Below are 22,823 nucleotides of genomic sequence, written 5' to 3'. Positions count from 1 at the left end.
GGCCGTCGCACGCCGGTGTCGGTGCCCGGGGGCCGGGGCCGGGGTCAGATGTGGGCGCCGCCGTCCACGCGGAGGTCGACCCCGGTGAGGTGGCCGGCGTCGGAGGAGGCCGCGTAGGCGATGGTGCCGGCGATCTGCTCGGGGGCCGCGGCGCCGAAGGGCGGGGCGATGCGCGCGTAGTAGCTGCGGTCCAGGCCGGGCGGCAGGACACCGGAGGCGGTCAGCGGGGTGGCGACGCTGCCCGGGGAGACGGCGACCACGCGGATGCCGCGGCCCGCGACCTCCGCGGCGAGGCTGAGGGTGAAGCCCAGCACCGCTCCCTTGCTCGCCGAGTAGGCGGTCATGTACGGGTTGCCGTGGGCCGCGGCGCTGGAGGCCACGTTCACGATCACGCCCGTGCCGTCGGGCAGGTGGCGCAGTGCCTCGCGGCAGAACAGTGCCGTGCCGACCAGGTTGACGTCGAAGAGGCGGCGCAGGTCGTCGACGGTGAGGTCGGCGATCGGGGTGGTGCGGTGGACGCCTGCGACGTTGACCAGGGCGTCCAGGCCGCCGAGTTCGGCGGCGGCCGCGTCCACCGCCGCGACGACGGACCGCTCGTCCGCCACGTCGGCGGTGTGCGGGGTGATCCGCCCGGGCCCGGCCGCGGCCCGCACGGTTTCGGCGAGGCCCTCCGGGCTGCGGTCCACGGCGAGGACGGCGGCGCCCTCGGAGACCAGTCGCAGCGCGGTCGCCCGGCCGATCCCGGAGCCCGCCCCGGTGAGGAGGACCTTGCTGCCCTCGAACCTGTTCACGTCCGGTTCCTCCGCTCCGTGCACCTCCTGGACGCCCAGACGCTAACCGCCCGCCCCGGCCCGCCGGTCCCGCGTCCCGGTGACCGGGACACGGGGCCGGCGGAGTGCGGGGCCGGCCGGGCGGCGGCGCCGGCCGCCCCGTCCCGCTCACCGGGAGGAACGGCCGGCCGCCCCGCCCTGGGCGTTAGGAACGGTTCTTCGGGTTCCCATCGCAGGAGGTTGCGCATGAAGGTCGGGATCGTCTCCCCCGTGGTCGTCCAACTGCCGGGCGTCCGCTCCGAGTGGGAGCGCGACGCGGGCGTCGAGGAGCTGGGCCTGATCGCCGGGACCGCCGACCGGCTGGGGTTCCACCACCTCACCTGCAGCGAGCACACGGCCGTTCCCGAGCCGATCGCCGAGGAACGCGGCGGCACCTACTGGGACCCGGCGGCGACACTGGGCTACCTGGCCGCGCGGACCTCCCGGATCCGGCTGGCCACCCAGGTGCTGGTGCTCGGCTACCACCACCCGCTGCAGATCGCCAAGCGGTACGGCACCGTGGACCGCATCAGCGGCGGACGGGTCGTGCTGGGGCTGGGCGTGGGCTCCCTCCAGGAGGAGTTCGAGCTGCTGGGCGTCCCCTTCGAGGGCCGCGGGGCGCGCGCCGACGAGGCCCTGGAGGCGCTGCGCGCGTCGCTGTCGCGGCGCACCCCCAAGTTCCACGGGAAGTTCTACGACTTCGAGGGCTTCGTGGTGGAGCCGCACGCGGTCCAGCCCCGGGTGCCGCTGTGGATCGGGGGCCGCACTCCGCGGTCGCTGCGGCGGGCGGTGGCCCACGGCGACGGCTGGGTGCCGTTCGGGCTGCCGCTGGACCGGCTGGCGCAGATGCTCGGGGGCGCGGACCTTCCGGACGGTTTCGAGGTGGTGCTCAGCGCCGGGAAGCCGCTGGACCCGCTCGGCGCCCCGGAGGCGGCGGTGCAGGCCCTGAGCCGGGTGGCGCAGGCGGGTGCCACCGTCGCGAGCGCGACCGTCGCGGCGTCGTCCGCCGCCCACTACTGCGAGCAGTTGGAAGCGCTGCGCGCGCTGGCCCTGGAGTCCGGCTGCGAACTGGAGGAGGAGGCATGACGGAGGGAACTGCGCAGGAGCGGCTGGCCAGGCTGGAGCGGCGTCTGGCGCACCTGGAGGACGAGCGGGCGGTGGCCCGGCTGATCGCCGCCTACGGGCCGCTGGTGGACAGCGGCAGCGCGGAGGCCGTGGCGGCGCTGTGGGAGCCGGACGGCGTGTACGACGTGGACGAGCTGCTCATGCGCGGGCGGGAGGAGATCACCGCCATGGTCCGCTCGGACGCCCACCGGGGGTGGATCGCCGGCGGCTGCGCGCACGTCGTGGGCCCCGCGCACGTGACGGTGGACGGCGACGAGGCGGTGGCGGTGTGCCACTCGCTGATGGTGGTCCGCGAGGACGGTGCCTGCACCGTGCGCCGTGCCACCGCCAACCACTGGCGGCTGCGCCGGGGGCCGGACGGCTGGCGGGTCGCCGTCCGCACCAGCCGGGTGCTGGACGGCCGTCCGGAGTCGCCTGCGCTGCTGGCCTCCCTGCTCGCGGGGACGGCGTGACCGGGCGGGCGGCGGGCCGGGCGGCGGTGTTCACGGCCCGCCGCCCGGCGGTGTTCACGGCCCGTCCGGTGGTCGCCCCGGCCCGCCGCCCGGCGGTGCCCCCGGCGGACGGGGGCCGCCGGTGCGTGGCGGGCGGCCCCCGGGCCGTGGACGCCGGGCCGCGCGCCGGCGCTGCGCTCCGGCTCCTCGTCGTCCCCCGCCTGGACGGCTGAGCGGTGCCCCCGGCCCGGAGGTCCCGGACGCGGGGGCGCCGCCGTGTGCCGCGGTGGTCAGGACAGGCGCTGGACGACCATCGCCATGCCCTGGCCGCCGGCCGCGCACATGGTCTCCAGGCCGATCTCCTTGTCGCCGTGGCGCAGCGCGTTCAGCAGGGTGGTGGTGATCCGGGCCCCGGTCATGCCGAAGGGGTGGCCGACGGCGATGGCGCCGCCGTGGACGTTGAGCTTGTCCTCGTCGATGTCCAGGGCCCGCCGGGAGGCCACGACCTGGGCGGCGAACGCCTCGTTCATCTCGACCAGGTCCACGTCGCCCATGGTCAGCCCCGCCCGGGCCAGCGCCCGGCGGGACGCCTCGACCGGGGTGATGCCCATGATCTCGGGCGAGACGGCGGAGACGGCGGTGGAGAGGATGCGGGCGAGCGGGGTGATGCCGAGTTCCGCGGCGCGGGTCTCCGACATGATGACCACTGCGGCTGCTCCGTCGTTGAGCGGGCAGCAGTTGCCGGCGGTGACGGTGCCCTCGGGGTGGAAGACGGGTTCGAGGGCGGCCAGGCCCTCGGCGGTGGTGCCGAGGCGCGGGCAGTCGTCGGTGTCGACGACGGTGCCGTCGGGCAGGGCGACCGGGGTGATGTCCTGCTTCCAGAAGCCGTCGGCGGCCGACTTCTCGGCGCGCTGCTGGCTGAGCAGCGCCCAGGCGTCCTGGTCGGCGCGGCTGACGCCGTGCAGCCGGGCGACGTGCTCGGCGGTGTGGCCCATGGCAATGTAGGCGTCGGGCAGTTCTCCGGCGGCGCGGGGGTCGGTCCAGGTGCCGCCGGCCGCGACGAGGTCCGCGGTGCGCTGCCGGGCTGCGGCGAAGAGCGGGTTGTGGGTGTCGGGCAGGCCGTCGGACTTGCCCCGGGCGAAGCGGGAGACCGTCTCGACGCCGGCCGAGACGTACACGTCGCCGTCGCCGCAGCGGATCGCCTGGTCGGCCATCCGGGTGGTCTGCAGGCTGGAGGCGCAGTAGCGCTGCACGGTGGCGGCGGGGACGCCGTCGAGGCCGAGCAGGGTGGCGACGACGCGTCCCAGCCCGTAGCCCTGCTCGCCGGCGGGCTGGGCGCAGCCGAGGAGCAGTTCGTCGATGCTGTTCGGGTCCAGCTGGGGCACCTGCTCCAGGGCCGACCGGACGATGGTGGCGGCAAGGTCGTCGGCGCGCAGGTCCTTCAGCGATCCCTTGCGGGCGCGGCCGATCGGGGACCGGCTCGCGGCGACTATGACTGCGTGGGACACGGTGGTCCTCCTGTGTGGTCTCGGAGTTCGAGGGGTTCGGGCAGTTCGGGGGGCGGGGGGCGGTCAGGCGGTGCGCAGGCCGTTCTTGACGACCTTGCCCGCGGCGTTGCGGGGAAGCCGGTCGAGGACCACGACCTCGCGGGGGACCTTGAAGTTGGCCAGCCGGGCGCGGACGAAGGCGACGACCTCGTCGGGGTCCACGTCGGCTCCGGGGCGCGGGGTGACGTAGGCGCGGCCCACCTCGCCCATCCGGGCGTCGGGCACCCCGACGACCGCCGCCTCGGAGATCCCCGGGTGCCGGGCGAGCAGTTGCTCGACCTCGGCCGGGTACACGTTGAAGCCGCCGACGACGAACATGTCCTTGAGCCGGTCGGTGATGGTGAGGTTGCCCTGCTCGTCGAGGTGCCCGACGTCGCCGGTGTGCAGCCAGCCGTCGGCGTCGAGGGCCTCGGCGGTGGCTGCCGGGTCGTCGTGGTAGCCGCGCATCACGTTGTAGCCGCGGACGACGATCTCGCCGGGCTCGCCCGGTCCCAGGTGCCGGCCGGAGGGGTCGGCCACGGCGAGCTCGATGCCGTCGACGGCGCGGCCGGCGGTGCGGGCGATGGTCTCCGGGGAGTCTTCCGCGGTGCACATGGAGACCATGCCGCAGCTCTCGGTGAGCCCGTAGGCGGTGAGGACCTCGGGGCACAGTTCGGCCTGCATCCGCTCGACCAGGGCGACGGGGACGACGGCGGCGCCGGTGACGGCGACGCGCAGCGAGGACAGGTCGTGGGCGGCGCGGTCGGGGTGGTCCAGGAGCGAGGTGTACACGGTGGGCGGGCCGGGCAGCACGGTGATCCGTTCCCGTCCGACCAGCCGCAGCGTCTCGTCGGCGTCGAAGACCTGCTGGAGCACCATGGTGGCGCCCCGGGTGAGGCAGGCGATGACCCCGGCCTTCCACCCGAAGGTGTGGAACAGCGGGTTGACGACGAGGTAGCGGTCCTCGGGGCGGAGTCCGGCGCGGCTGCTCCAGGCGCCCGCGGCCCGGACGTTCTGGGCGTGGGCGGTCAGCGCGCCCTTGGGGCGGCCGGTGGTGCCGGAGGTGAAGAGCATGTCGGAGATGTCGTCCGGGCCGACGGCCGCGGTCCGGGCGTCGAGGACCCCGGCCGGCACGGCCTCGCCGCTTTCGAGGAATTCGTTCCAGTTTTCGTCGTCGGTGAGGACGACGGTGCGGCGCAGCGCGGGGAGGCGCCCGGCCCGGTCGAGCATCGCGAGGTAGTCGTGCCCGAGGAAGCCGTTGGCCACCAGCAGCAGCCGCGCCCCGCTGCGCTCCAGCAGCCAGGCCGCCTCCTCGCCCTTGTAGCGGGTGTTGACGGGGACGAGTACCGCGCCGGCGGCCAGGGCGCCGAGGGCGGCGACCACCCAGCGGTGGCCGTTGGGCGCCCACACGGCGACCCGTTCGCCCGGTCCGACGCCGGAGGCGATCGTCGCGGCGGCGGCGCGCCTCACCTCCTCTCGCAGTTGCCGGTAGGTCAGCCGGACCGGGCCGTCGACCAGGGCCTCGGCCTCGGGGCGGCCGGCGGCCGCGGCCGCCAGCACGCCGGGAACGGTGGTGGCCTGCTCTCCGTCGCTCATCCGGTTCTCCTTGTGTGTCACGTGTGGCCGTCGGGACCCTGGGCGCCACCCTAGCGCCCGAAGCAAGCGCTTGGTAGGGTGAAATTCATTCTGATACAACGTCGCAGTGGAAGCGGGAGACCATGACCGAGGCCTACATCGTCGACGCGGTGCGCACCCCCGTCGGCCGCCGCGGCGGCGCCCTCGCCGCCGTACACCCCGCCGACCTGGGTGCCGCGTCGCTGACCGCGCTGATGCGGCGCACCGGCATCGACCCGGGCGCCGTCGAGGACGTGGTCCTCGGCTGCGTGGACACCATCGGCCCGCAGGCCGGGGACGTCGCCCGCACCGCCTGGCTGGCGGCGGGCCTGCCCGAGCACGTCCCCGGCGTCACCGTCGACCGGCAGTGCGGCTCCTCCCAGCAGGCGATCCACTTCGCGGCCCAGGCCGTGATGAGCGGCACCTGCGACGTGGTGGTGGCCGGCGGCCTGCAGAGCATGAGCAGCCTGCCGATCTCCTCGGCCATGACGGCCGGTCGGGCCTACGGCTTCGACGACCCGTTCTCCGGATCCGTCGGCTGGCGGGACCGCTACGGGCTGCAGGAGGTCTCCCAGTTCCGGGCGGCGGAGATGATCGCCGAGAAGTGGTCGCTGGGCCGGGACGAGATGGAGGCCTTCGCCGTCCGCTCCCACGAGCGCGCGCTGCGCGCCCGCGAGCAGGGCCTGTTCGACGCCGAGACCGTCCCCTGCGCGGGGCTGGAGCGCGACGAGTGCCCGCGGGTGCCCGACTGGGACAAGATCCGCTCGCTGCCCGCCCTGGTCGAGGGCGGCCGGCTGACCGCCGCCTGCGCCAGCCAGATCTCCGACGCCTCCGCCGCACTGCTGATCGTCAACGAGCGCGGGCTGCGCGACCACGGCCTGACCCCCCGCGCCCGCATCCACCACCTGTCCGTCCGCGCCGCCGACCCGGTGTGGATGCTCACCGCGCCCATTCCGGCCACCGAGCACGCGCTGCGCAGGGCCGGCATGACGCTGGACGACATCGACCTGGTGGAGATCAACGAGGCGTTCGCCTCCGTCGTGCTGGCCTGGACCGCCGAGACCGGCGCCGACCCGGAGCGGGTCAACGTCAACGGCGGCGCCATCGCGCTCGGCCACCCCCTCGGCGCCACCGGCGCCCGGCTGATGACGAGCCTGCTGGGCGAGCTGGAGCGGCGCGGCGGCCGGTACGGCCTGCTGACCATGTGCGAGGGCGGCGGGCAGGCCAACGTGACCATCGTGGAGCGGCTCGGCTGAGGCCGGGTGCCCCTCCCCCTTCGGAAGGCAGCAGCATGAGCAGCAACCCGGTGGACTTCACCGGACGGGCCGTGATCGTCACCGGCGGCACCAAGGGGATCGGCCGCGCCGTCGCCGAGGCGTTCCTCGCCGCCGGCGCGGACGTCCTGGTGTGCGGCCGCAACGAACCGGCGGAACTCCCCGCGGCGAACGGCCGCACCGCCGTCTTCGCCGCCGCCGACGTGCGCGACCCGGCGGCCGCGGCACACCTGGCCGACACCGCGGTGCGGCGCTTCGGCCGCCTCGACGCCCTGGTCAACAACGCCGGCGGCTCCCCCGACGCGGACGCGGCCACGGTCTCCCCGCGGTTCGTGGAGAAGATCGTCCAGCTGAACCTGCTGGCGCCGTTCTACGTCGCGCAGGCCGCCAACCGGGTGATGCGCGAGCAGCCCGGCGGCGGGGCGGTCGTCAACATCGGCAGCGTCTCCGCGCACGACCCGCAGCCCGGCACCGCCGCCTACACCGCCGCCAAGGCCGGGCTGCTCGCCCTCACCCGGGCGCTCGCCCTGGAGTGGGCCCCCGCCGTGCGCGTCAACCACATCACGACCGGCCTGGTGCGCACGGAGGCCGCCGCCGGCGTGTACGGCCCGGACGGCGGCGCCGCCGTCGCCGGCATCATCCCGATGGGCCGGATGGCCGTCCCCGAGGACGTGGCCGCCGCCTGCCTGTACCTGTGCTCCCCGCTGGCCTCGTACGTCAACGGCGCGGACCTGGCCGTCCACGGCGGCGGCGAGCACCCCGGCCGCTACCTGGCCGCCCGTTCCCAGGAAGTCCGTCCCCAGGAAGTCCGTCCCCAGGACGTCTGTTGCCCGGACGTCCGTTCCCCGGAAGGAAGTGAGGACCGGTGAGACTCGGCGACGAGCAGGAGGAGCTGCGGGCCGCGGTGCGGTCCCTGCTGGCCCGCCACGAGGGCGCGGCCGCCTGGCGCCCCCTGGTCGAGCAGATCGGCGCCGCGGGCCTGGCCGTGCCAGAGGAGTACGGCGGGGCCGGCTGCGGCGCGCTGGAGGTCCACGTGGTGACGGAGGAACTGGGACGGGTGCTCAGCCCGGTGCCGTTCCTCGGCTCGGCGGTGCTCGCCGTGCGGGCGCTGCTGGCCTCCGGCGACGCGGCCGCCTGCGGCGACCTGCTGCCCGGCCTGGCGGCCGGCACCGCGGTGGGGGCGCTGGCCTGGGCCGAGCCCGGCCCGTCGGACCCGGCCTCGCCGCGCACCCGGGCCGAGCAGGAGCCGGACGGCACCTGGCGGCTGACCGGGGTCAAGGAGCACGTCCTGCACGGGGCGGACGCCGACGTGCTGCTGGTCACGGCGGGCTCGGCCGCCGGCTGCTCGCTGTTCCAGGTGCCCGCGGACGGCCCCGGAGTGGTCCGGGAGGCGGTCGGGACGATGGACCTGACCCGCCCCCAGGCGCGGGTGCGGCTCGACGGGGCCCGGGCCCGGCCGGTCGGGGCGGACGGCGACGGCGGCCGAGCACTGGCGCGGGCCTTGGACGAGGGCGCCGTCGCGCTCGCCGCGGAGCAGGTCGGCGCCGCTTCCCGGGCCCTGGAGGCCACGGTGGAGTACGCGAAGGCCCGGGTGCAGTTCGGCCGCGCCATCGGGTCCTTCCAGGCGGTCAAGCACCGCCTGGCCGACTGCTACGTGATGGTGGAGTCCGCCCGGTCGCTGGCCCTGGCCGCGGCCTTCGCCTCGGCGGACGACTCGCCGGAGCTGCCGCGGCTGGCGGCTGCGGCCGCCTCCGCCTGCTCGGAGGCGTTCTCCGCGGTGGCCGGCGAGATGATCCAGCTGCACGGCGGCATCGGCATCACCTGGGAGCACGACGCCCACCGCTACTTCAAACGCGCGCACGGCTCCGCCCTGCTCCTGGGCACGCCCTCCTCGCACCGCCGCCGACTGGCCGCGGACCTCGGTCTCGCGCCCGCCGTCTGAGAACACCCCGCGGCCGGCCGGCCGCGCACACAGAACCGTCCCCCAGCACGCGCTTGGCAGGTCACCATGCAGTCCGACATCGAACAGGGTCGAGGGAGTCGTCCATGAGCAGGGCCGAGGAACGCGGCACGAGCGAGTTCCGGGCCGAGGTCCGCGACTGGCTGCGGTCCAACCTCACCGGCGAATTCGCCGGTCTGCGCGGGCGCGGCGGCCCGGGCCGCGAGCACGAGGTGCACGCCGAACGGCTCGCCTGGGAGCGGCACATGGCAGCCGCGGGCTGGACGTGCGTCGGCTGGCCCGAGGAGTACGGCGGCCGGGGTGCCACCCTCGAGCAGCAGATCGCCTTCCACGAGGAGTACGCGCTGGCCGACGCGCCCGCGCGGGTCAACCACATCGGCGAGCAGCTCCTCGGCCCGACCCTCATCGCCTTCGGCACGCCCGAGCAGCGCGAGCGGTTCCTGCCGCGGATCGTCTCGGTGGAGGAGATGTGGTGCCAGGGCTACTCGGAGCCGGACGCCGGCTCCGACCTGGCGAACGTCCGCACCCGGGCCGAACCCGACGGCGACGAGTGGGTGGTGACGGGGCAGAAGGTGTGGACCTCGCTCGCCCACGAGGCCGACTGGTGCTTCGTCGTCGCCCGCACCGAGCCCGGCTCGGCCCGCCACGCCGGCCTGTCCTACCTGCTGGTGCCGATGCACCAGGAGGGTGTCGAGGTCAGGCCGATCGTCCAGCTCACCGGCACCAGCGAGTTCAACGAGGTGTTCTTCGACGGTGCCCGCACCGCCGCCGGCAACGTCGTCGGCGCGCCCGGCGACGGCTGGAGGATCGCCATGGCCACCCTCGGCTTCGAGCGCGGCGTCTCCACCCTCGGCCAGCAGGTCGGCTTCCGCCGCGAACTGCAGGCCGTCACCGACCTGGCCAGGCGCAACGGCGCGGCCGAGGACCCGCTGATCCGCGACCGCCTGGTCCGGGCGTGGATCGGCCTGGAAGCCATGCGGGCGACCGCGCTGCGCACCATGGACGGCGTGGCCTCCGGCGCCCCCGGCCCCGAGGCGTCCATCGGCAAGATCTTCTGGGCCACCTGGCACCGCTCCCTGGGCGAACTGGCCGTGGACGTGTGCGGCACCGCCTCGACCCTGACCGGGCCGGACCACGACCTGGACGACTGGCAGCGGCTGTACCTGTTCTCCCGCTCCGACACCATCTACGCCGGCTCCAACGAGATCCAGCGCAACATCATCGCCGAACGGGTCCTGGGCCTGCCCCGCGAACCCCGCCCCTGACGCCCCGCGCCACCGGCGTCCACGGACCCCGGCGCCCGGCACTCCGGGCACCGGGCCGCGTCGCCGGGCGTTCGGCTCCGCCCGGCGACGCGAGAACGGCCCCCCGGCAGATGTGCCGGGGGGCCGCAGTCGTGTCGCGGGACGGGCGCGGACGGGCGGATCGAGCGGATCGGGACGGGCGCGGACCGGGCAGGGCGGGCGGTCCCGGGCCGCACCGGGCACGGGCCGCACCGGACACGGGCCTTCCGCGAAGACGCGGCCCGGGGGGAAACGCTGCGCGGCGGCCGGTCGGGGACCGGCCACCGCGGTGTCGGCGTCCGTCGGGGTGCGGGCCCGGCCCGCTCAGGCGCCGTAGACCGGGGCCGGGGCGGGGGCCTTCGCGATCAGGCCGCGGACGGCCGGGCCGACCTCGGCGGGGGCCCAGCGCCGGTCGCGGACGGTCCGGGGACCGTACTGCCAGCCGTCGGCCACGCCGATCGTGCCGCCCTCGACCTCGAAGACCCGGCCGGTGACGTCGGCGGAGTCGGCCGCGGCCAGCCAGACGACCAGGGGCGAGACGTTGCCCGGGTGCATGGCGTCGAAGCCGTCCTCGGGCGCCCGCATCCTCTCGGCGAAGACCGCCTCGGTCATGGGGGTGCGGGCGGCCGGGGCGATGGCGTTGACGGTGACGCCGTAGCGGGCCAGCTCCGCGGCGGCGGTCACGGTCAGGGCCGCGATGCCGGCCTTGGCCGCACCGTAGTTGCCCTGGCCGACGCTGCCCATCAGCCCGGCGCCCGAGCTGGTGTTGACGATGCGGGCGGCGACCGGGCGGCCCTGCTTGCTCTGCTCGCGCCAGTGGGCGGCCGCGTGCCGCATGGGGGCGAAGTGGCCCTTGAGGTCGACCTTCAGGACCAGGTCCCACTCCTCCTCGGTCATCGACACCAGCATCCGGTCGCGGTTGATGCCTGCGTTGTTGACCAGTGCGTCCAGTGTTCCGAACTCGGCGACCGCCCGGTCGACCAGGGCCTTCGCGTACGCCCAGTCGCTGACGTCGCCGGAGTCGGCGACGGCGGTGCCGCCGGAGGCGTTGATCTCCCCGGCCACGGCCGCGGCCGCGTCGCCGAGGTCGTTGACCACGACCTTCGCGCCCTCGGCGGCCAGCGCCAGGGCGTGCTCGCGCCCCAGTCCCTGGCCGGCTCCGGTGACGACGACCACGCGGTCCTGGCAGATTCCCCTCACGTCGGTCTCTCTCCTCACGGGGTGTCAGTCGCGGCGCTGGGCGTCGCGCATGGAGCGGGCGTCGTGGCCGGCCAGCGAGTCGGCGCCGACCTCGGCGTTGTGGGCGTGGGCGAAGTGGTGCAGGCCGAAGACGGAGTCCATGCCGGCCTGCAGGCCCATCAGGTCCTCGGCCTGGTTGACGGCCTTCTTGGTCAGGGACAGGCCCATCCGGGGCATCTGCGCGATGCGCCCGGCGACGGAGGCCACCTCCTCCTCAAGCCGGTCGCGCGGGACGACCCGGTTGACCATGCCCAGGGCGAGCGCCCGGTCGGCGGGGACGCGCTCGCCCAGGAAGAGGAACTCCTTGGCGAACCTGGGGCCCATGACCCACGGGTGCGCGAAGTACTCCACGCCGGGGATGCCCATGCGCACCACGGGGTCGGCGAAGAAGGCGTCGTCGGAGGCGACGATCAGGTCGCACGCCCAGGCGAGCATCAGCCCGCCGGCCACGCAGGCGCCCTGCACCTGGGCGATCACCGGTTTGGGCAGTTCCCGCCACCGCCGGCACATGCCGAGGTAGACCTCCTGCTCGCGGGCGAAGCGGCCCTCGCCGCCGGGGCGGCCCACGTGGTCCCACCACAGTCCGGCGCGGCGGTCGAAGGAGCGGTCCACGTCCCGGCCGGGGGTGCCGATGTCGTGCCCGGCGGAGAAGTGCTTTCCTGCTCCGGCCAGCACCACCACCTTGACCTCGTCGTCGGCGGCGGCCCGGTAGAAGGCGTCGTCGAGGGCGTAGGTCATCGCCGAGTTCTGGGCGTTGCGGTACTGCGGGCGGTTCATCGTCACCACCGCGACGGGGCCGCGGCGCTCGTAGCGCACGACCTCCTCGTCGGGCGCGGACCCGTCGGGCGCGGGCCCGTCCGCGGCCGGATCGGTCGGCGAAGGCTCGGTCATGCTCGTCCCACTCTCGTCAGGTCCAGTTCGCGGGCGATCAGCTCCCGGTGGTCCGAGGGGCCGCCCCAGGCGGCAGCCAGCGCCCAGGCCCGCTTGGCGTACAGGTGGAGGTCGTACTCGGTGGTGTAGCCGATGGCGCCGTGGCACTGGATCGCGGTGCGGGCGGCCAGCCGCGCCGCGTCGGAGGCCAGCACCTTGGCCATGGAGGTGCGCACCGCCGCCCCGGGGTCGCCTGCGGCCTGCGCCCAGCCGGCCGCCATCACCGCCGGGCGGGCGAACCGCACGGCGAGCTCGGCGTCGGCCAGGGCGTGCTTGACGGCCTGGAAGGAGCCGACGGGCACCCCGAACTGGTGGCGCTCCGCGACGTAGGCGACGGTGAGTTCGACCATCCGCTCCCCCAGTCCGACCAGCAGCGCGGCGGTGCCCAGCACGCCGTGCCGCCACGCCGCCGCGACGGCGTCCGGCCCCTCGGCCAGCAGCAGTCCGCCGCCGGGCGGGGCGGTCACCCGGGCCAGGGCCCGGGATCCGTCGGCCGAGCCGACCGGCTCGGCGTCGACCTCGTCGCGCCCGTACAGCCGCAGCTGCTCGCCGGTGCGCAGGACGAACAGGTCGGCGCGGGTCCCGAAGGGCACCGGGGCACCGGGGTCCGCGGACGCGGTGAGCAGCAGGTCCCCGGCCAGGACGCCGGCCAGCTGCGGGGCTCCGGCCGCGGCCAGCAGCGGCGCGCCGACGGCGACGGTCTCCGCGGCGGGCACCGGCAGGCCGGAGCGGCCCAGTTCGGTCAGCAGCGGCGGCAGGGCGTTCTCGTCCAGGCCCAGGCCGTCGTCGGCCTCCGGGACGAGGGTGCCCGCCACGCCGACCCCGGCGAGCTTGCGCCACACGGCGTCGACCCGTTCGCTGCGGCCTCCCGGCCAGCCGGCCCGGATCTCCTCGGGGCCGGCCTCCTTGGCCAGCAGGTCGGCCACGGCCCCGGCCAGGGCCGCGTCGTTCTCGGCTGTCGAGAAGCGCATCCGGCGGTCACCTCCTCGGCAGGCCGAGCAGCCGCTCGGCGACGATGTTGCGCTGGATCTCGTTGGTGCCCGCGTAGATCGGGCCGGCCAGCGAGAAGAGGAACCCCTTGCTCCACGGGCCGTCGGTCTCGGCCGCGGGGCCGAGCAGGTCGAGCGCGGTCTCGTGCAGCCGTATGTCCAGTTCGGACCAGAAGAGCTTGTTGAGGCTGGACTCCGCGCCGGCCGGCCGGCCCTCGGCGAGGGCGGTGACCTGTTCGAGGGTGAACAGCTGGTAGGCCTGGGCGTCGATCCAGGACTGCACCACCCGGTCGCGGTGCGCACCGGGGCCGTCCGGGAGGGAGCGCGCCAGGTCGAGCAGGCGTTCGGCGGCGGTGAGGAAGCGGCCGGGCGAGCGCAGGGTCAGGCCGCGCTCGGAGCCGGTGGTGGCCATGGCCACCGACCAGCCCCGGTCGACGCCGCCGAGGACGTCCGTGTCGGGGACGAAGACGTCGTCGAGGAAGACCTCGGCGAACCCCTCGTCACCGTCGAGGCGTTCGAAGCCGCGCACGGTGACTCCGGGGGCGTCCAGCGGGACCAGGAAGTAGGTCAGGCCGCGGTGGCGCTGCGCCTCGGGGTCGGTGCGGAACAGGCCGAACAGGTGGGTGCAGAAGGCTCCGCGGGTGGTCCACGTCTTCTGGCCGGTCAGGCGCCAGCCGCCGGCGGCCTCGTCGCGGACGGCGCGGCTGCGGATGCCCGCCAGGTCGCTTCCGGCGCCGGGCTCGGACCAGCCCTGGGCCCACAGGTCCCGGGCGGCCGCCATCCGGGGCAGGATGCGCCGCTGCTGCTCGGGGGTGCCGAACTCGAAGACGGTGGGGGCGAGCAGGAAGATGCCGTTCTGGGTGACCCGCTGCGGGGCCCCGGCGCGGTAGTACTCCTCCTCGAAGATCAGCCACTGCCAGATGGAGGCGTCCCGGCCGCCGTACTCCTCGGGCCAGGAGACCACGGCCCAGCGGGCGTCGAACAGCGTGCGCTCCCACTCCAGGTGGGCGGCGAACCCCTCGCGGGTGTCGCCGGAGGGCAGCGGCCGCCGCGGCACGTTGGCCTCCAGCCAGGCCCTCGCCTCGGCGCGGAACGCCTCGTCCTCGGGGCTCCAGGTCAGGTCCATCTCAGCCCTCCCCGCCCGCGGTGGTGCGGTCGGCGGTGCCGTTGCCGGCGGCGCCGCGGCCGAAGGTGTCGCGGACCTCGTCGGCGACTCCGGAGAGGTTGAGCTCGAAGGTGAAGCCCTGCTCGTAGCGGTAGCTGCGCTTGACGTCCCACAGGTCGATGCCGGTGAAGGCCTCCTTGGCGGCACGGACCACCACCGGGTTCTTCGCGGCGATCCCGGCGGCGAGGGCGAGGGCCCGCTCGCGCAGCCGGTCGTTCGGCACGACCTCCAGCACGGAGCCGAAGGCGTGCAGTTCGGCGGCGGTGGCGGTGGCGGAGGTGTACATCATGGCCCTGGCCTTGTGCAGCGGCACCAGGCGGGACAGGTGGGTGGCGGCGCCGAGGGCGCCGCGGTCCACCTCGGGCAGGCCGAAGACGGCGTCCTCGGCGGCGACGACGATGTCCGAGTTGCCGACCAGGCCGATGCCGCCGCCGAGGCAGAAGCCGTTGACCGCCGAGATCACCGGCACCGGGCAGTCGTAGACGGCGGCGAAGGCGGCGAAGCATCCGCGGTTGGCGCCGATCAGGGCGGTGTGGCCGTCGTCGGCCTGGATCTCCTTGATGTCGACGCCGGCGTTGAAGCCGCGGCCCTCGGCGCGCAGCACCACCACCCGCACCCGGGGGTCGCGGCCGAGGGAGGTGAGCGCCTCCGCGAGCCGGTACCAGCCGGCCACCGGCAGGGCGTTGACCGGCGGGCAGTCGACGACGACCTCGGCGATGCCGCGTTCGTCGACTCCGGTCCTGATGATCTCTGCGCCCATGTGTGTCTCCTGGGTCGGGGCCGGCCGGGTCGGGGCCGGCCGGCAGGTGTCGGGGGCCGGTGTCGGGGGCCGGGGGTGCCGGCGCGTGGTCCCGACGGGGGCTCGGACGGGGGCTCAGGGGTGCTGACTGCTCACCGAGACGACCTCGCCGGTCATGTACGAGGAGTAGTCGCTGGCGAGGAAGACGATGACGTCGGCGACCTCCCACGGTTCGGCGGCGCGGCCGAATGCCTCGTCGGCGGCGAGCCTGTCCAGCAGTTCGTCGCTGGTGACCTTGGCCAGGTGGGGGTGCATGGCGATGCTGGGGGCGACGGCGTTGACCCGGACCCCGGAGCGGCCGACCTCGACGGCGGCGCAGCGGGTGAGCGCCATCACGCCGGCCTTGGCGGCGGCGTAGTGGGCCTGGCCGCGCTGGGCGCGCCAGCCGATCACCGAGGCGTTGTTGACGACGGCCCCGGTGCCGCGGGGGACCATGTGCCGCAGGGCGGCGCGGGTGCAGCGGAAGGTGCCGTTGAGGGAGACGTCCAGGACGGTGGACCACTGCTCGTCGGTCATGTCGACGAGCTCCGCGGTGCCGCCGAGGCCGGCGTTGTTGACGAGGACGTCGAGGTGGCCGAGTTCGCCGATCGCGGTGGCGAACATCCGGTCGACGTCGTCCTGGGAGGTGACGTCGCAGACAATCGCCGGGGGCCTGCTGCCGGTGACCTCGGCCAGCCGGTCGGCGGCCTCGGCCAGGCGGCGCTCGTGGCGGTCGCTGATGGCGACGCGGGCGCCCTCCTCGGCGAGGCGGCGGGCGGTGGCGAAGCCGATGCCGGTGCCGGCGGCCGCGGTGACCAGGGCGGTGCGGCCGGTCAGCAGTCCGTGGCCGGGGTGGGGGCGGGGGGCCGGTACGGGCGCGGTCATGACTCTCCTCCGGCTGCGGGGGCGGGGGCGGGGGCTGCGGGGGCGGGGCGAACGGCGGGGGCCGCGGTGAGGCGTTCGAGGACGTCGGTCGCCCCGGTGACGATGCGGTCGACGAGCTCGGCGCAGCTGGGTAGGTCGTCGATGAGGCCGGCGACCTGGCCGGAGGCGAGGGTGCCCAGGTCGGTGCGGCCGTCGACCATGCTCGAGCGCAGCATCATCGGGGTGTTGGCGGCCATGAGCACCTGGGTCCAGCCCAGTTCGTGGCTGCGGCGCATGGCCAGGCCCTCGCGGACCATGTCGCTCCAGGGGATGCCGGACATCCGCCGGAAGGCGAGGGCGTGCCGGAGGGAGCGGCCGAGCCGGGACAGGGGGCCGGCCTCGACCAGCCGGTCCACCAGTTCGGTGCGCAGCACCCTCTGGGGGACGCCGTCGAGGACGGAGGTGACGACGGTGTCGGTGACGCCGCGCGCCAGGTACTCGCGTTTGACGGGGTCCGGGACGGTGCTGTCGCTGGTGAGCAGGAAGCGGGTGCCCATGGCGATGCCGACGGCGCCCTGGGCGAGGGCGGCGACCAGGCCGCGTCCGTCGTGGAAGCCGCCGGCGGCGACGACGGGGATGTCGACGGCGTCGACGACCTGCGGGAGCAGGACGGAGGTGGGGACGGCGCCGGTGTGCCCGCCGCCCTCCGCGCCCTGCACCACCACCGCGTCCACGCCCCAGGCCTGGACCTTCTCCGCGTGGCGGCGGGCGCCGACGGAGGGGATGACGACCAGGCCGGAGTCCTTCAGCCGCCGGACGACCCGCTCGCCGGGGGCGAGGGCGAAGGAGGCGACCCTGACGCCCTCGCGCACCAGCAGGTCGGCGCGTTCGAGCACGTCGGGGGCGTCGCCGCGCAGGTTGACCCCGAAGGGGGCGCCGGTGCGCTCGCGGACGGCGCGGACTGCGGTGCGGGTCTCCTCCAGGGAGAGGGTGGCACTGGCCAGGATGCCCAGGCCGCCGGCCTCGGCGGTGGCGGCGGTCAGCTCGGGTCCGGAGACCCAGCCCATGCCGGTCTGCACGATCGGGTACCGGACGCCGACGAGTTCGCACAGGGCGGTGTGCAGCGCGGGGTGCGGGGCGCGGGCCGGGACGGGGGCGGGGCGCGGTGCACCGGGCGGGGGCGCGGTCATGCCGGGACCTCCCGGTCGCGCCGCCCGTTGGGGTCGATGACCTCGCGGATCAGGACGAGTTCCTCGTCGGTGGGGGTGCGGGTCTCGGGAACCTCGCCGTCGACGTGAAGGGCGAAGCCGGTGTTGGCCGTGACCTCCTCGACGGTGACGCCGGGGTGGACGGAGACGAGCCGCATGGTGCCGCCGGGGCCGCCGAAGTCGAGCACGGCCAGGTTGGTGACGACGCGCCGCAGCTCGTGGAAGCGGGAGGCGGACGGGCCGGCCGCCGCGGCGCTGTCGTTGCCGACGCCGCAGACCACGTCGACGCGCTCGACGAAGGTGCGGGTGGTGTGCTTGGGCACCCAGTAGCTGGTGGGGTGGTTGACGGTGTTGCCGGGGGCGCCGCGCACGCCGAGCAGTTGCCGCTTCGGGCGGGCGAAGTCGCCGATGGCGGAGATGTTGGCGTTGCCGTACCGGTCGATCTGGCTGGGGCCCATCATCACGTGGCGGCGGCCGGTGGCCAGCAGGTCGAAGATGGTGCGGAAGGGCACCCAGCCCTCGGCGGTGGCCGGCGGCGGCGCGTCGACCGCCCAGACGCCGGCGACCAGGGTGGCCTCGCCGTCGGAGAGCAGCAGGCCGGGCTCGAAGGTGGCGCGGGCCAGGCGGGCGCCGATGGAGGGGGTCAGCCCCATGGGGCCGGCCATGATCTCGCCGTCGCCGCGCCAGGCGTCGGCGCAGGCCGCGGCGCAGACCTCGGCCCTGGTGAACTCGCTCATGCCTGCACTCCCGTCGTCGCGCCGCGGGCCTCCACGGCGCGCTGGTAGTCCTGCTCGGTGCCGGACAGGTAGGTGGCGCGGAACCGCTCCCAGGCCTCGGGGTCCCCGGCCGCGGCGGCGTACTCGCGCTGGAAGGACTCGTCGCGGCCGTAGTCGGGGGCGCAGGAGGTGAAGTGGGCGCCGTTGGGGGCCTCGACGACTCCGGAGACCATCCAGCGGTGGATCCGCAGCCGGGTGACGTCGGTCCGTGCGGTCAGTTCCTCGGTGGGGACGATCTGCTCGCAGGAGACGTAGGCCCGGTCGGCGGCCTGGCAGTACAGGTCGTCGAAGTACGGGTCGGGGCCGAGGAACTGGGCGTTGCCGGCGGCGTCGGCCCGGTTGAGGTGCACCAGGGCGGCGTCCAGGTGCAGCGCGGGCACCGCGACCAGTTCCTCGCCGTCCGCGTAGGGGGAGGTGACGGTGCGCAGTCCGGGGTCGAACCGCATCACGTCGGAGCCGAGTCCGGCCCGCAGGGGCAGGAACGGCAGCCGCTGGGCGGCGGCGTACAGGCCTGCCTGCAGCATGCCCTCGTCCCACTCGGTGACCTCGACCGCGCCGCTCTGGCGGGCGGCCCGGAAGTGCGGCTCCAGCGGGATCGAGTCCAGCGAGACGAAGCCGTACACCAGGCGGGAGACCTTGCCGGCCGCGCACAGCAGGCCCACGTCGGGTCCGCCGTAGGTGACCACGGTCAGGTCGGTGAGGTCGGACCGTAGGATGGCCCGCACCAGGGACATGGGCTTGCGCCGCGAGCCCCAGCCCCCGATGCCGATCGTCATTCCGGAGCGCAGCTCCGCGACGACCTGGTCCTCCGTCATCCGCTTGTCGATCACGGTTCGTCCACTCTTTGTCCGGTCCACGTCCGGGACGTTAACAAGCGCTTGGTAGGGGGCCCGTGGGCCGTTCCCGCTCAGTGGGACCGCCCGAAACGGGCCCGGCCGCCGGAGAGGACGGGCCGGCCGGCCGCGGTGACCTCGAAGGCGGCCCCGCCCGGAGCGTCCTGCCACGCGGCGAGGTCGAGGACCTCGCCGGGCAGGACGGGGGCGGCGAACCGGCCGTCGAGTTCGGCCAGGTCGGCGGGGTGGGCGCCGAGGGTGTCGGCGAGGCGCAGCACGGCGGCGGCCAGGGTGCACAGGCCGTGCAGGATCGGCCGGGGCTGCCCGATGGCGGCGGCGGCCTCCGGGTCGATGTGGATGAGGTGCCGGTCCCCGGTGAGCCGGTACAGGGCCGCCTGCTCCGGGCGGGTCTCCACCTGCTCCCGGTGGGTGGGACCGCCCTGGGGCGCGGCGGGGCGGCCCGGTCCGCGCTCCCCGCCGAAGCCTCCGCGGCCGGGGGCGAAGATCGACCAGACGGCGGTGAAGTACTCGCTGTCCACGGTGACGTCGAAGACCGCGGCGCCGCCCTTGTCCCACACGTCGGTGACGCTCGCGGAGCAGGTCAGCTCGCCGGCGGGCGGCAGCGGCCGTTTGACGGCGAGCCGCTGGGAGCCGTGCAGGGCGGTGGCCGTGTCGAAGGCGCCCTCTGCGGCGAGGACGTCCGGGGCCCACTGGGCGAGGGTGAGGGCGAAGGTGGGCAGCACCCTCAGGCCGCGTTCGAAGACCAGGTCCAGGTCGGTGGGGCGGGCGCCCACCGCGAGGGCGTAGAGGATCGCGTCCTTCTCCTCGTAGGCCACCGTGCGGGTGCCCAGCCGGCGGCCCCGCCAGTGGTCCGCGGACTCCCGTGCCGGGAGCTTCCGGAACTCTTCCGTGTCCATTGCCATACCTCCTACCAAGCGCTAGCTTGGTGGGGAGGCTAGGCCTCCGGCAGACCGGAGTCAACGGCTGTCCGCGAGCCCGGACCGGGCGGACGGGCGCCCCCGTTCGGCTATCGTGAGCGCGGCAGCGAGAGCGGGAGGACGAGGGTGACGGTGGCCGGCAGCACAACGCGTCGAGGGGTCATCCTCCAGCAGGCGGCCGCACTGTTCGCCCGCAACGGCGTCGCCTCGACCACGGTGCGCGAGATCGCCGACGAGGTGGGAATCCTCTCCGGCAGTCTCTACCACCACTTCGACTCCAAGGACTCGATGGTCCAGGAGATCGTCATGAACTACCTGCAGGACCTGCGCGAACGGTCCCGGGAGTCGGCCGCCCTGGCCGGGACCGCCCGCGAGCGCCTGCGCCGGCTGGTCACCGCCTCGCTGGAGGTGGCCGAGGCCCACCCCAACGCCACGCAGATCTACCAGAACGAACTCGTCTTCCTGCGCACCCTGCCCCGGTACGAGTCGATCGGGCAGGCCGCGGGCGACGTCCACCGCTCCTGGGCGGAGGTCATCGACAGCGGTGTCGCCGCGGGCGAGTTCCGCTCCGACCTCGACGCCAAACTGTTCCACCGGCTGCTGCGCGACGCCGTGTTCCTCTCGGTGCGCTGGTACCGGCCCACTCCCGAACGTCCCGTCGACAAGCTCGCCGAGGAACTGCTGAGCACCTTCCTCGACGGCTACGCCACGGTCCGCGCGACCGGCCCCGGCTCCGGCACCTGAGCCGCCCGCCCCGCTCCGCCGGGGTGTTCGCCGCGCGCCGGACCGCGCCCCGACCACCCCTACCGGACAAGGCAGGCTTTCCATGAGCGTCCTCTCCCACTTCCGGCTCGACGGCCGGGTGGCGCTGGTCTCCGGCGCCGGCCGCGGCATCGGCGCCGCCAGCGCCCTGGCCCTGGCCGAGGCCGGCGCGGACGTCGCCGTCCTGGCCCGCACCCAGGAGCAGATCGACGACATCGCCGACCGGGTACGGGCCCTGGGCCGCCGCGCCGTGGCGGTCCGCGCCGACGCGGGCAGCCCCGAGGACACCGCGGAGGCCGTCGCCACCGCCGTGCGCGAACTCGGCCGGCTGGACACCGTCGTCTGCGTCACCGGCGGCTCCGGCCCGAAGCCGTTCCTCAGGACGGGCGACGACGCGCTGCGCGACGCCTTCGACCGCAACGTGGTGCACGGACTGCGCCTGGTGCGCGAGGCCGTGCCGCACCTGGTGCACTCCGACGGCGCCTCGGTCGTGATGATCTCCAGCGCCATCGGCCACCTCGTCGGGCGCGGCTACGTCGCCTACGGCGCCGGCAAGGCGGCCCTGGACCACGCGGTGCGCCTCCTCGCCGACGAGCTCAACCCGAGGATCAGGATCAACGCGATCGCGCCGGGCGCCGTCCGCACCGAGGCCCTGGACGCCTTCACCGCCGCCGACCCCTCCGCCGGGACGGCCATGGAACGCGCCGCGCAGCTGCGCCGCATCGGCACCCCGGAGGACATCGCGGCCGCCGTGCTCTACCTCGCCTCCCCCGCCTCCTCCTACGTCACCGGCCAGGTCCTGGCGGTCGACGGCGGGCTGCTCGCCTCCAACCTGCCGATGCCCTACCCCGACCTGTGACCCGAAGGGGCCCTGTGGCGCACGGCCGCCGGTAGGATCGCCCGATCATGGACTTACAGGAACACATCGAGACGGTCGCCGTCCCGCCCGGGCGGGTGACGCTGTCGGACCGGCGGACGCAGCGCAGCTGGACGGTCGACCTCGCGCCCTACGAGCTCTCCCCGTTCCCCGTCACCCAGGCCCTGTACACCCGGGTCACCGGTGAGCGGCCGAGCACGGCCCGGGGCGACCGGCTGCCCGTCGAGGGCGTCTCCTGGGGGGACGCGGTCCGGTTCTGCAACGCCCTGTCCCTGTGCGACGGGCTGACGCCCGCCTACCGCATCGGCTCCGACTCCGAAGGCTGCGACGCCGAGGGCGCCGACGTCGAGTGGGACGCCTCCGCCGACGGGTACCGGCTGCCGACCGAGGCCGAGTGGGAGCACGCCTGCCGTGCCGGTACGACCGGACCGCGCTACGGGCCGCTCGACGAGATCGCCTGGTACCGCGGCAACTCGCACGAGCGGATCCACGACGTGGGAGGCAGGCGGCCCAACGCGTGGGGCCTGTACGACATGCTCGGCAACGTCTGGGACTGGTGCTGGGACCTCTACGACCCCGAGGTCTACGGGAGTTACCGGGTGCTGCGCGGCGGCGGCTGGTTCGACGAGCACTGGAGCTGCCGGGCCTCCGCGCGGCGCCGCAGCCATCCCACCTTCCGCGTCGAGGACGTGGGCTTCCGCGTCGCACGCTCCGGGCACGCCGCGCGCTCCGGGCACGCGGACGGCCTCCGCGGTCACAGGACGGACAAGGCCGCCACCCGGGGCGCGGCCGCCGGTTAGCCTCGACGAGGACGAGTGCCCTGCGCCCGGGGACACGGCGGGGCCGCTGCTGAACGGGGGAATTCGGCATGCACGAGTACGACAGGGCCGTGGCGGACCGGCTCGCGCGGCGCGCGGTGGAGCAGGCCGCGCCGCAGGAGCTGCCGCAGTTCGCGATGACGGCCGAGGCGTTCCACAGCACCTCTCCGTACCGGCGGCTCATGGTCGGTACGCGGGACGAGCCGCTGGGGCTCGGGCTGGAGACGGTCGCCGCCCTGCTCAGCGCCGCCGCGCTCGCCGCGGCGGTCCAGGTCCTTGACCACATCTCCCAGCAGGCCGCCGGGCGTGCCGTCGAGACCGTGCAGCGGCGTGTGCTGCCCCGGTTCCGGCGGCGCCGCCGCGAGGCCGCGGCAGGCGGGGCCGCGATCACCGGGGCCGCGGCCGTCGGGGCAGCGGTCGAGCGGCTGTCCGCCGAGCAGTTGGCCGAGGTGCGACTGGTCGCCGTGCAGGCGGCGATGCGGTTGCAGGTCTCCGAGGCGCAGGCCCGGACGATCGCGGACGGGATCGTGGCGGAGCTGGCCACCATGACCCGGGGCCCTGCCGAACGGGACGGCTCGGAGGAGGAGCCGGACGAAGCCGGGCAGTGACCGTGCCCGCGTCACC

General features: G+C 75.2%; 24 protein-coding genes. 11 read left to right on the top strand and 13 right to left on the bottom strand.

Annotation, left to right across the window (positions count from 1 at the left end; translation table 11 throughout):
* Positions 1-44: 44 nt before the first annotated feature.
* Entirely contained in the window at positions 45-791 is a 747-nt protein-coding gene (locus GQS52_RS26370) for an SDR family oxidoreductase (RefSeq protein WP_182316043.1), read from the bottom strand.
* A gap of 225 nt (positions 792-1,016) precedes the next feature.
* Between GQS52_RS26370 and GQS52_RS26365 the strand changes: the two genes are divergently transcribed.
* From GQS52_RS26365 to GQS52_RS26355, 3 genes are read left to right on the top strand one after another with little or no spacing between them, the layout of a single operon-like run.
* The gene (locus GQS52_RS26365) at positions 1,017-1,895 is read left to right on the top strand and encodes an LLM class F420-dependent oxidoreductase (protein WP_182316042.1); all 879 of its coding nucleotides are present in this window, start codon (positions 1,017-1,019) and stop codon (positions 1,893-1,895) included.
* Positions 1,892-2,386: a nuclear transport factor 2 family protein gene (locus GQS52_RS26360; protein WP_182316041.1), complete on the top strand. Its 495-nt coding sequence runs from the start codon at positions 1,892-1,894 to the stop codon at positions 2,384-2,386. Before GQS52_RS26365 ends, GQS52_RS26360 begins: the two co-directional genes overlap by 4 nt.
* Positions 2,383-2,598 carry a hypothetical protein gene (locus GQS52_RS26355; protein ID WP_182316040.1) on the top strand — a complete coding sequence of 72 codons (216 nt, stop codon included), beginning with the start codon at positions 2,383-2,385 and terminating at the stop codon, positions 2,596-2,598. The genes GQS52_RS26360 and GQS52_RS26355 overlap by 4 nt, the downstream gene beginning before the upstream one ends.
* Before the next feature lie 57 nt (positions 2,599-2,655).
* Here the strand turns inward: GQS52_RS26355 and GQS52_RS26350 are convergent, their stop codons facing one another.
* Both GQS52_RS26350 and GQS52_RS26345 read right to left on the bottom strand, forming a co-directional pair.
* Positions 2,656-3,873 carry an acetyl-CoA C-acetyltransferase gene (locus GQS52_RS26350; protein WP_182316039.1) on the bottom strand — a complete coding sequence of 406 codons (1,218 nt, stop codon included), beginning with the start codon at positions 3,871-3,873 and terminating at the stop codon, positions 2,656-2,658.
* 63 nt (positions 3,874-3,936) lie between these two features.
* Positions 3,937-5,487, bottom strand: coding sequence for a FadD3 family acyl-CoA ligase (locus tag GQS52_RS26345; protein ID WP_182316038.1), 1,551 nt, complete (start codon positions 5,485-5,487; stop codon positions 3,937-3,939).
* Positions 5,488-5,609: 122 nt separating this feature from the next.
* Between GQS52_RS26345 and GQS52_RS26340 the strand changes: the two genes are divergently transcribed.
* From GQS52_RS26340 to GQS52_RS26325, 4 genes are all read left to right on the top strand, one after another.
* The gene (locus GQS52_RS26340; protein WP_182316037.1) at positions 5,610-6,761 is read left to right on the top strand and encodes an acetyl-CoA C-acetyltransferase; all 1,152 of its coding nucleotides are present in this window, start codon (positions 5,610-5,612) and stop codon (positions 6,759-6,761) included.
* A gap of 35 nt (positions 6,762-6,796) precedes the next feature.
* Entirely contained in the window at positions 6,797-7,648 is an 852-nt protein-coding gene (locus tag GQS52_RS26335) for an SDR family oxidoreductase (protein WP_182316036.1), read from the top strand.
* A complete protein-coding gene (locus tag GQS52_RS26330) occupies positions 7,645-8,721 on the top strand; it encodes an acyl-CoA dehydrogenase family protein (protein WP_182316035.1) in 1,077 nt (358 codons plus the stop codon). Before GQS52_RS26335 ends, GQS52_RS26330 begins: the two co-directional genes overlap by 4 nt.
* Before the next feature lie 104 nt (positions 8,722-8,825).
* Entirely contained in the window at positions 8,826-10,004 is a 1,179-nt protein-coding gene (locus GQS52_RS26325; RefSeq protein WP_182316034.1) for an acyl-CoA dehydrogenase family protein, read from the top strand.
* Positions 10,005-10,346: 342 nt separating this feature from the next.
* On the opposite strand, the gene GQS52_RS26320 is transcribed toward GQS52_RS26325, so the two are convergent.
* The 10 genes from GQS52_RS26320 to GQS52_RS26275 form a co-directional block, all read right to left on the bottom strand.
* The gene (locus tag GQS52_RS26320; protein ID WP_182316033.1) at positions 10,347-11,222 is read right to left on the bottom strand and encodes an SDR family oxidoreductase; all 876 of its coding nucleotides are present in this window, start codon (positions 11,220-11,222) and stop codon (positions 10,347-10,349) included.
* 24 nt (positions 11,223-11,246) lie between these two features.
* Positions 11,247-12,152, bottom strand: a complete 906-nt coding sequence (locus GQS52_RS26315; protein WP_182316032.1) for an enoyl-CoA hydratase — start codon at positions 12,150-12,152, stop codon at positions 11,247-11,249.
* Complete coding sequence (locus tag GQS52_RS26310) at positions 12,149-13,162, bottom strand: acyl-CoA dehydrogenase (RefSeq protein ID WP_182316031.1); 1,014 nt, start codon at positions 13,160-13,162, stop codon at positions 12,149-12,151. Before GQS52_RS26310 ends, GQS52_RS26315 begins: the two co-directional genes overlap by 4 nt.
* A 7-nt stretch (positions 13,163-13,169) precedes the next feature.
* Entirely contained in the window at positions 13,170-14,306 is a 1,137-nt protein-coding gene (locus GQS52_RS26305) for an acyl-CoA dehydrogenase family protein (RefSeq protein ID WP_182316030.1), read from the bottom strand.
* A 1-nt stretch (position 14,307) separates the two neighbouring features.
* Positions 14,308-15,105 (bottom strand): enoyl-CoA hydratase family protein, encoded by a 798-nt coding sequence (locus GQS52_RS26300; RefSeq protein WP_182316029.1) that lies wholly within the window; start codon positions 15,103-15,105, stop codon positions 14,308-14,310.
* A 114-nt stretch (positions 15,106-15,219) separates the two neighbouring features.
* The gene (locus tag GQS52_RS26295; RefSeq protein ID WP_182316028.1) at positions 15,220-16,008 is read right to left on the bottom strand and encodes an SDR family oxidoreductase; all 789 of its coding nucleotides are present in this window, start codon (positions 16,006-16,008) and stop codon (positions 15,220-15,222) included.
* Complete coding sequence (locus GQS52_RS26290; protein WP_259371207.1) at positions 16,005-17,111, bottom strand: nitronate monooxygenase; 1,107 nt, start codon at positions 17,109-17,111, stop codon at positions 16,005-16,007. Before GQS52_RS26290 ends, GQS52_RS26295 begins: the two co-directional genes overlap by 4 nt.
* Positions 17,112-17,173: 62 nt before the next feature.
* Positions 17,174-17,932 carry a CoA-transferase gene (locus GQS52_RS26285; protein ID WP_182316026.1) on the bottom strand — a complete coding sequence of 253 codons (759 nt, stop codon included), beginning with the start codon at positions 17,930-17,932 and terminating at the stop codon, positions 17,174-17,176.
* Positions 17,929-18,786, bottom strand: a complete 858-nt coding sequence (locus tag GQS52_RS26280; protein ID WP_182316745.1) for a CoA-transferase — start codon at positions 18,784-18,786, stop codon at positions 17,929-17,931. Before GQS52_RS26280 ends, GQS52_RS26285 begins: the two co-directional genes overlap by 4 nt.
* 92 nt (positions 18,787-18,878) lie before the next feature.
* The gene (locus GQS52_RS26275; RefSeq protein WP_182316025.1) at positions 18,879-19,721 is read right to left on the bottom strand and encodes a MaoC/PaaZ C-terminal domain-containing protein; all 843 of its coding nucleotides are present in this window, start codon (positions 19,719-19,721) and stop codon (positions 18,879-18,881) included.
* Positions 19,722-19,874: 153 nt separating this feature from the next.
* Between GQS52_RS26275 and GQS52_RS26270 the strand changes: the two genes are divergently transcribed.
* The 4 genes from GQS52_RS26270 (at position 19,875) to GQS52_RS26255 (ending at position 22,807) form a co-directional block, all read left to right on the top strand.
* The gene (locus tag GQS52_RS26270) at positions 19,875-20,486 is read left to right on the top strand and encodes a TetR/AcrR family transcriptional regulator (RefSeq protein ID WP_182316024.1); all 612 of its coding nucleotides are present in this window, start codon (positions 19,875-19,877) and stop codon (positions 20,484-20,486) included.
* Positions 20,487-20,568: 82 nt separating this feature from the next.
* A complete protein-coding gene (locus GQS52_RS26265; protein WP_182316023.1) occupies positions 20,569-21,363 on the top strand; it encodes an SDR family oxidoreductase in 795 nt (264 codons plus the stop codon).
* 47 nt (positions 21,364-21,410) lie between these two features.
* The gene (locus GQS52_RS26260; protein WP_182316022.1) at positions 21,411-22,181 is read left to right on the top strand and encodes a formylglycine-generating enzyme family protein; all 771 of its coding nucleotides are present in this window, start codon (positions 21,411-21,413) and stop codon (positions 22,179-22,181) included.
* Positions 22,182-22,249: 68 nt separating this feature from the next.
* On the top strand, positions 22,250-22,807 hold the full coding sequence (locus GQS52_RS26255) for a hypothetical protein (RefSeq protein WP_182316021.1): 558 nt from the start codon (positions 22,250-22,252) through the stop codon (positions 22,805-22,807).
* Positions 22,808-22,823: the final 16 nt, after the last annotated feature.

The sequence above is a fragment of the Streptomyces sp. SCUT-3 genome (genome assembly GCF_014083985.1).
GTDB lineage: Bacteria > Actinomycetota > Actinomycetes > Streptomycetales > Streptomycetaceae > Streptomyces_H > Streptomyces_H thermolineatus.
Note: the sequence above shows the minus strand (reverse complement) of the source record. Positions and strands in the feature narration are given on the sequence as shown.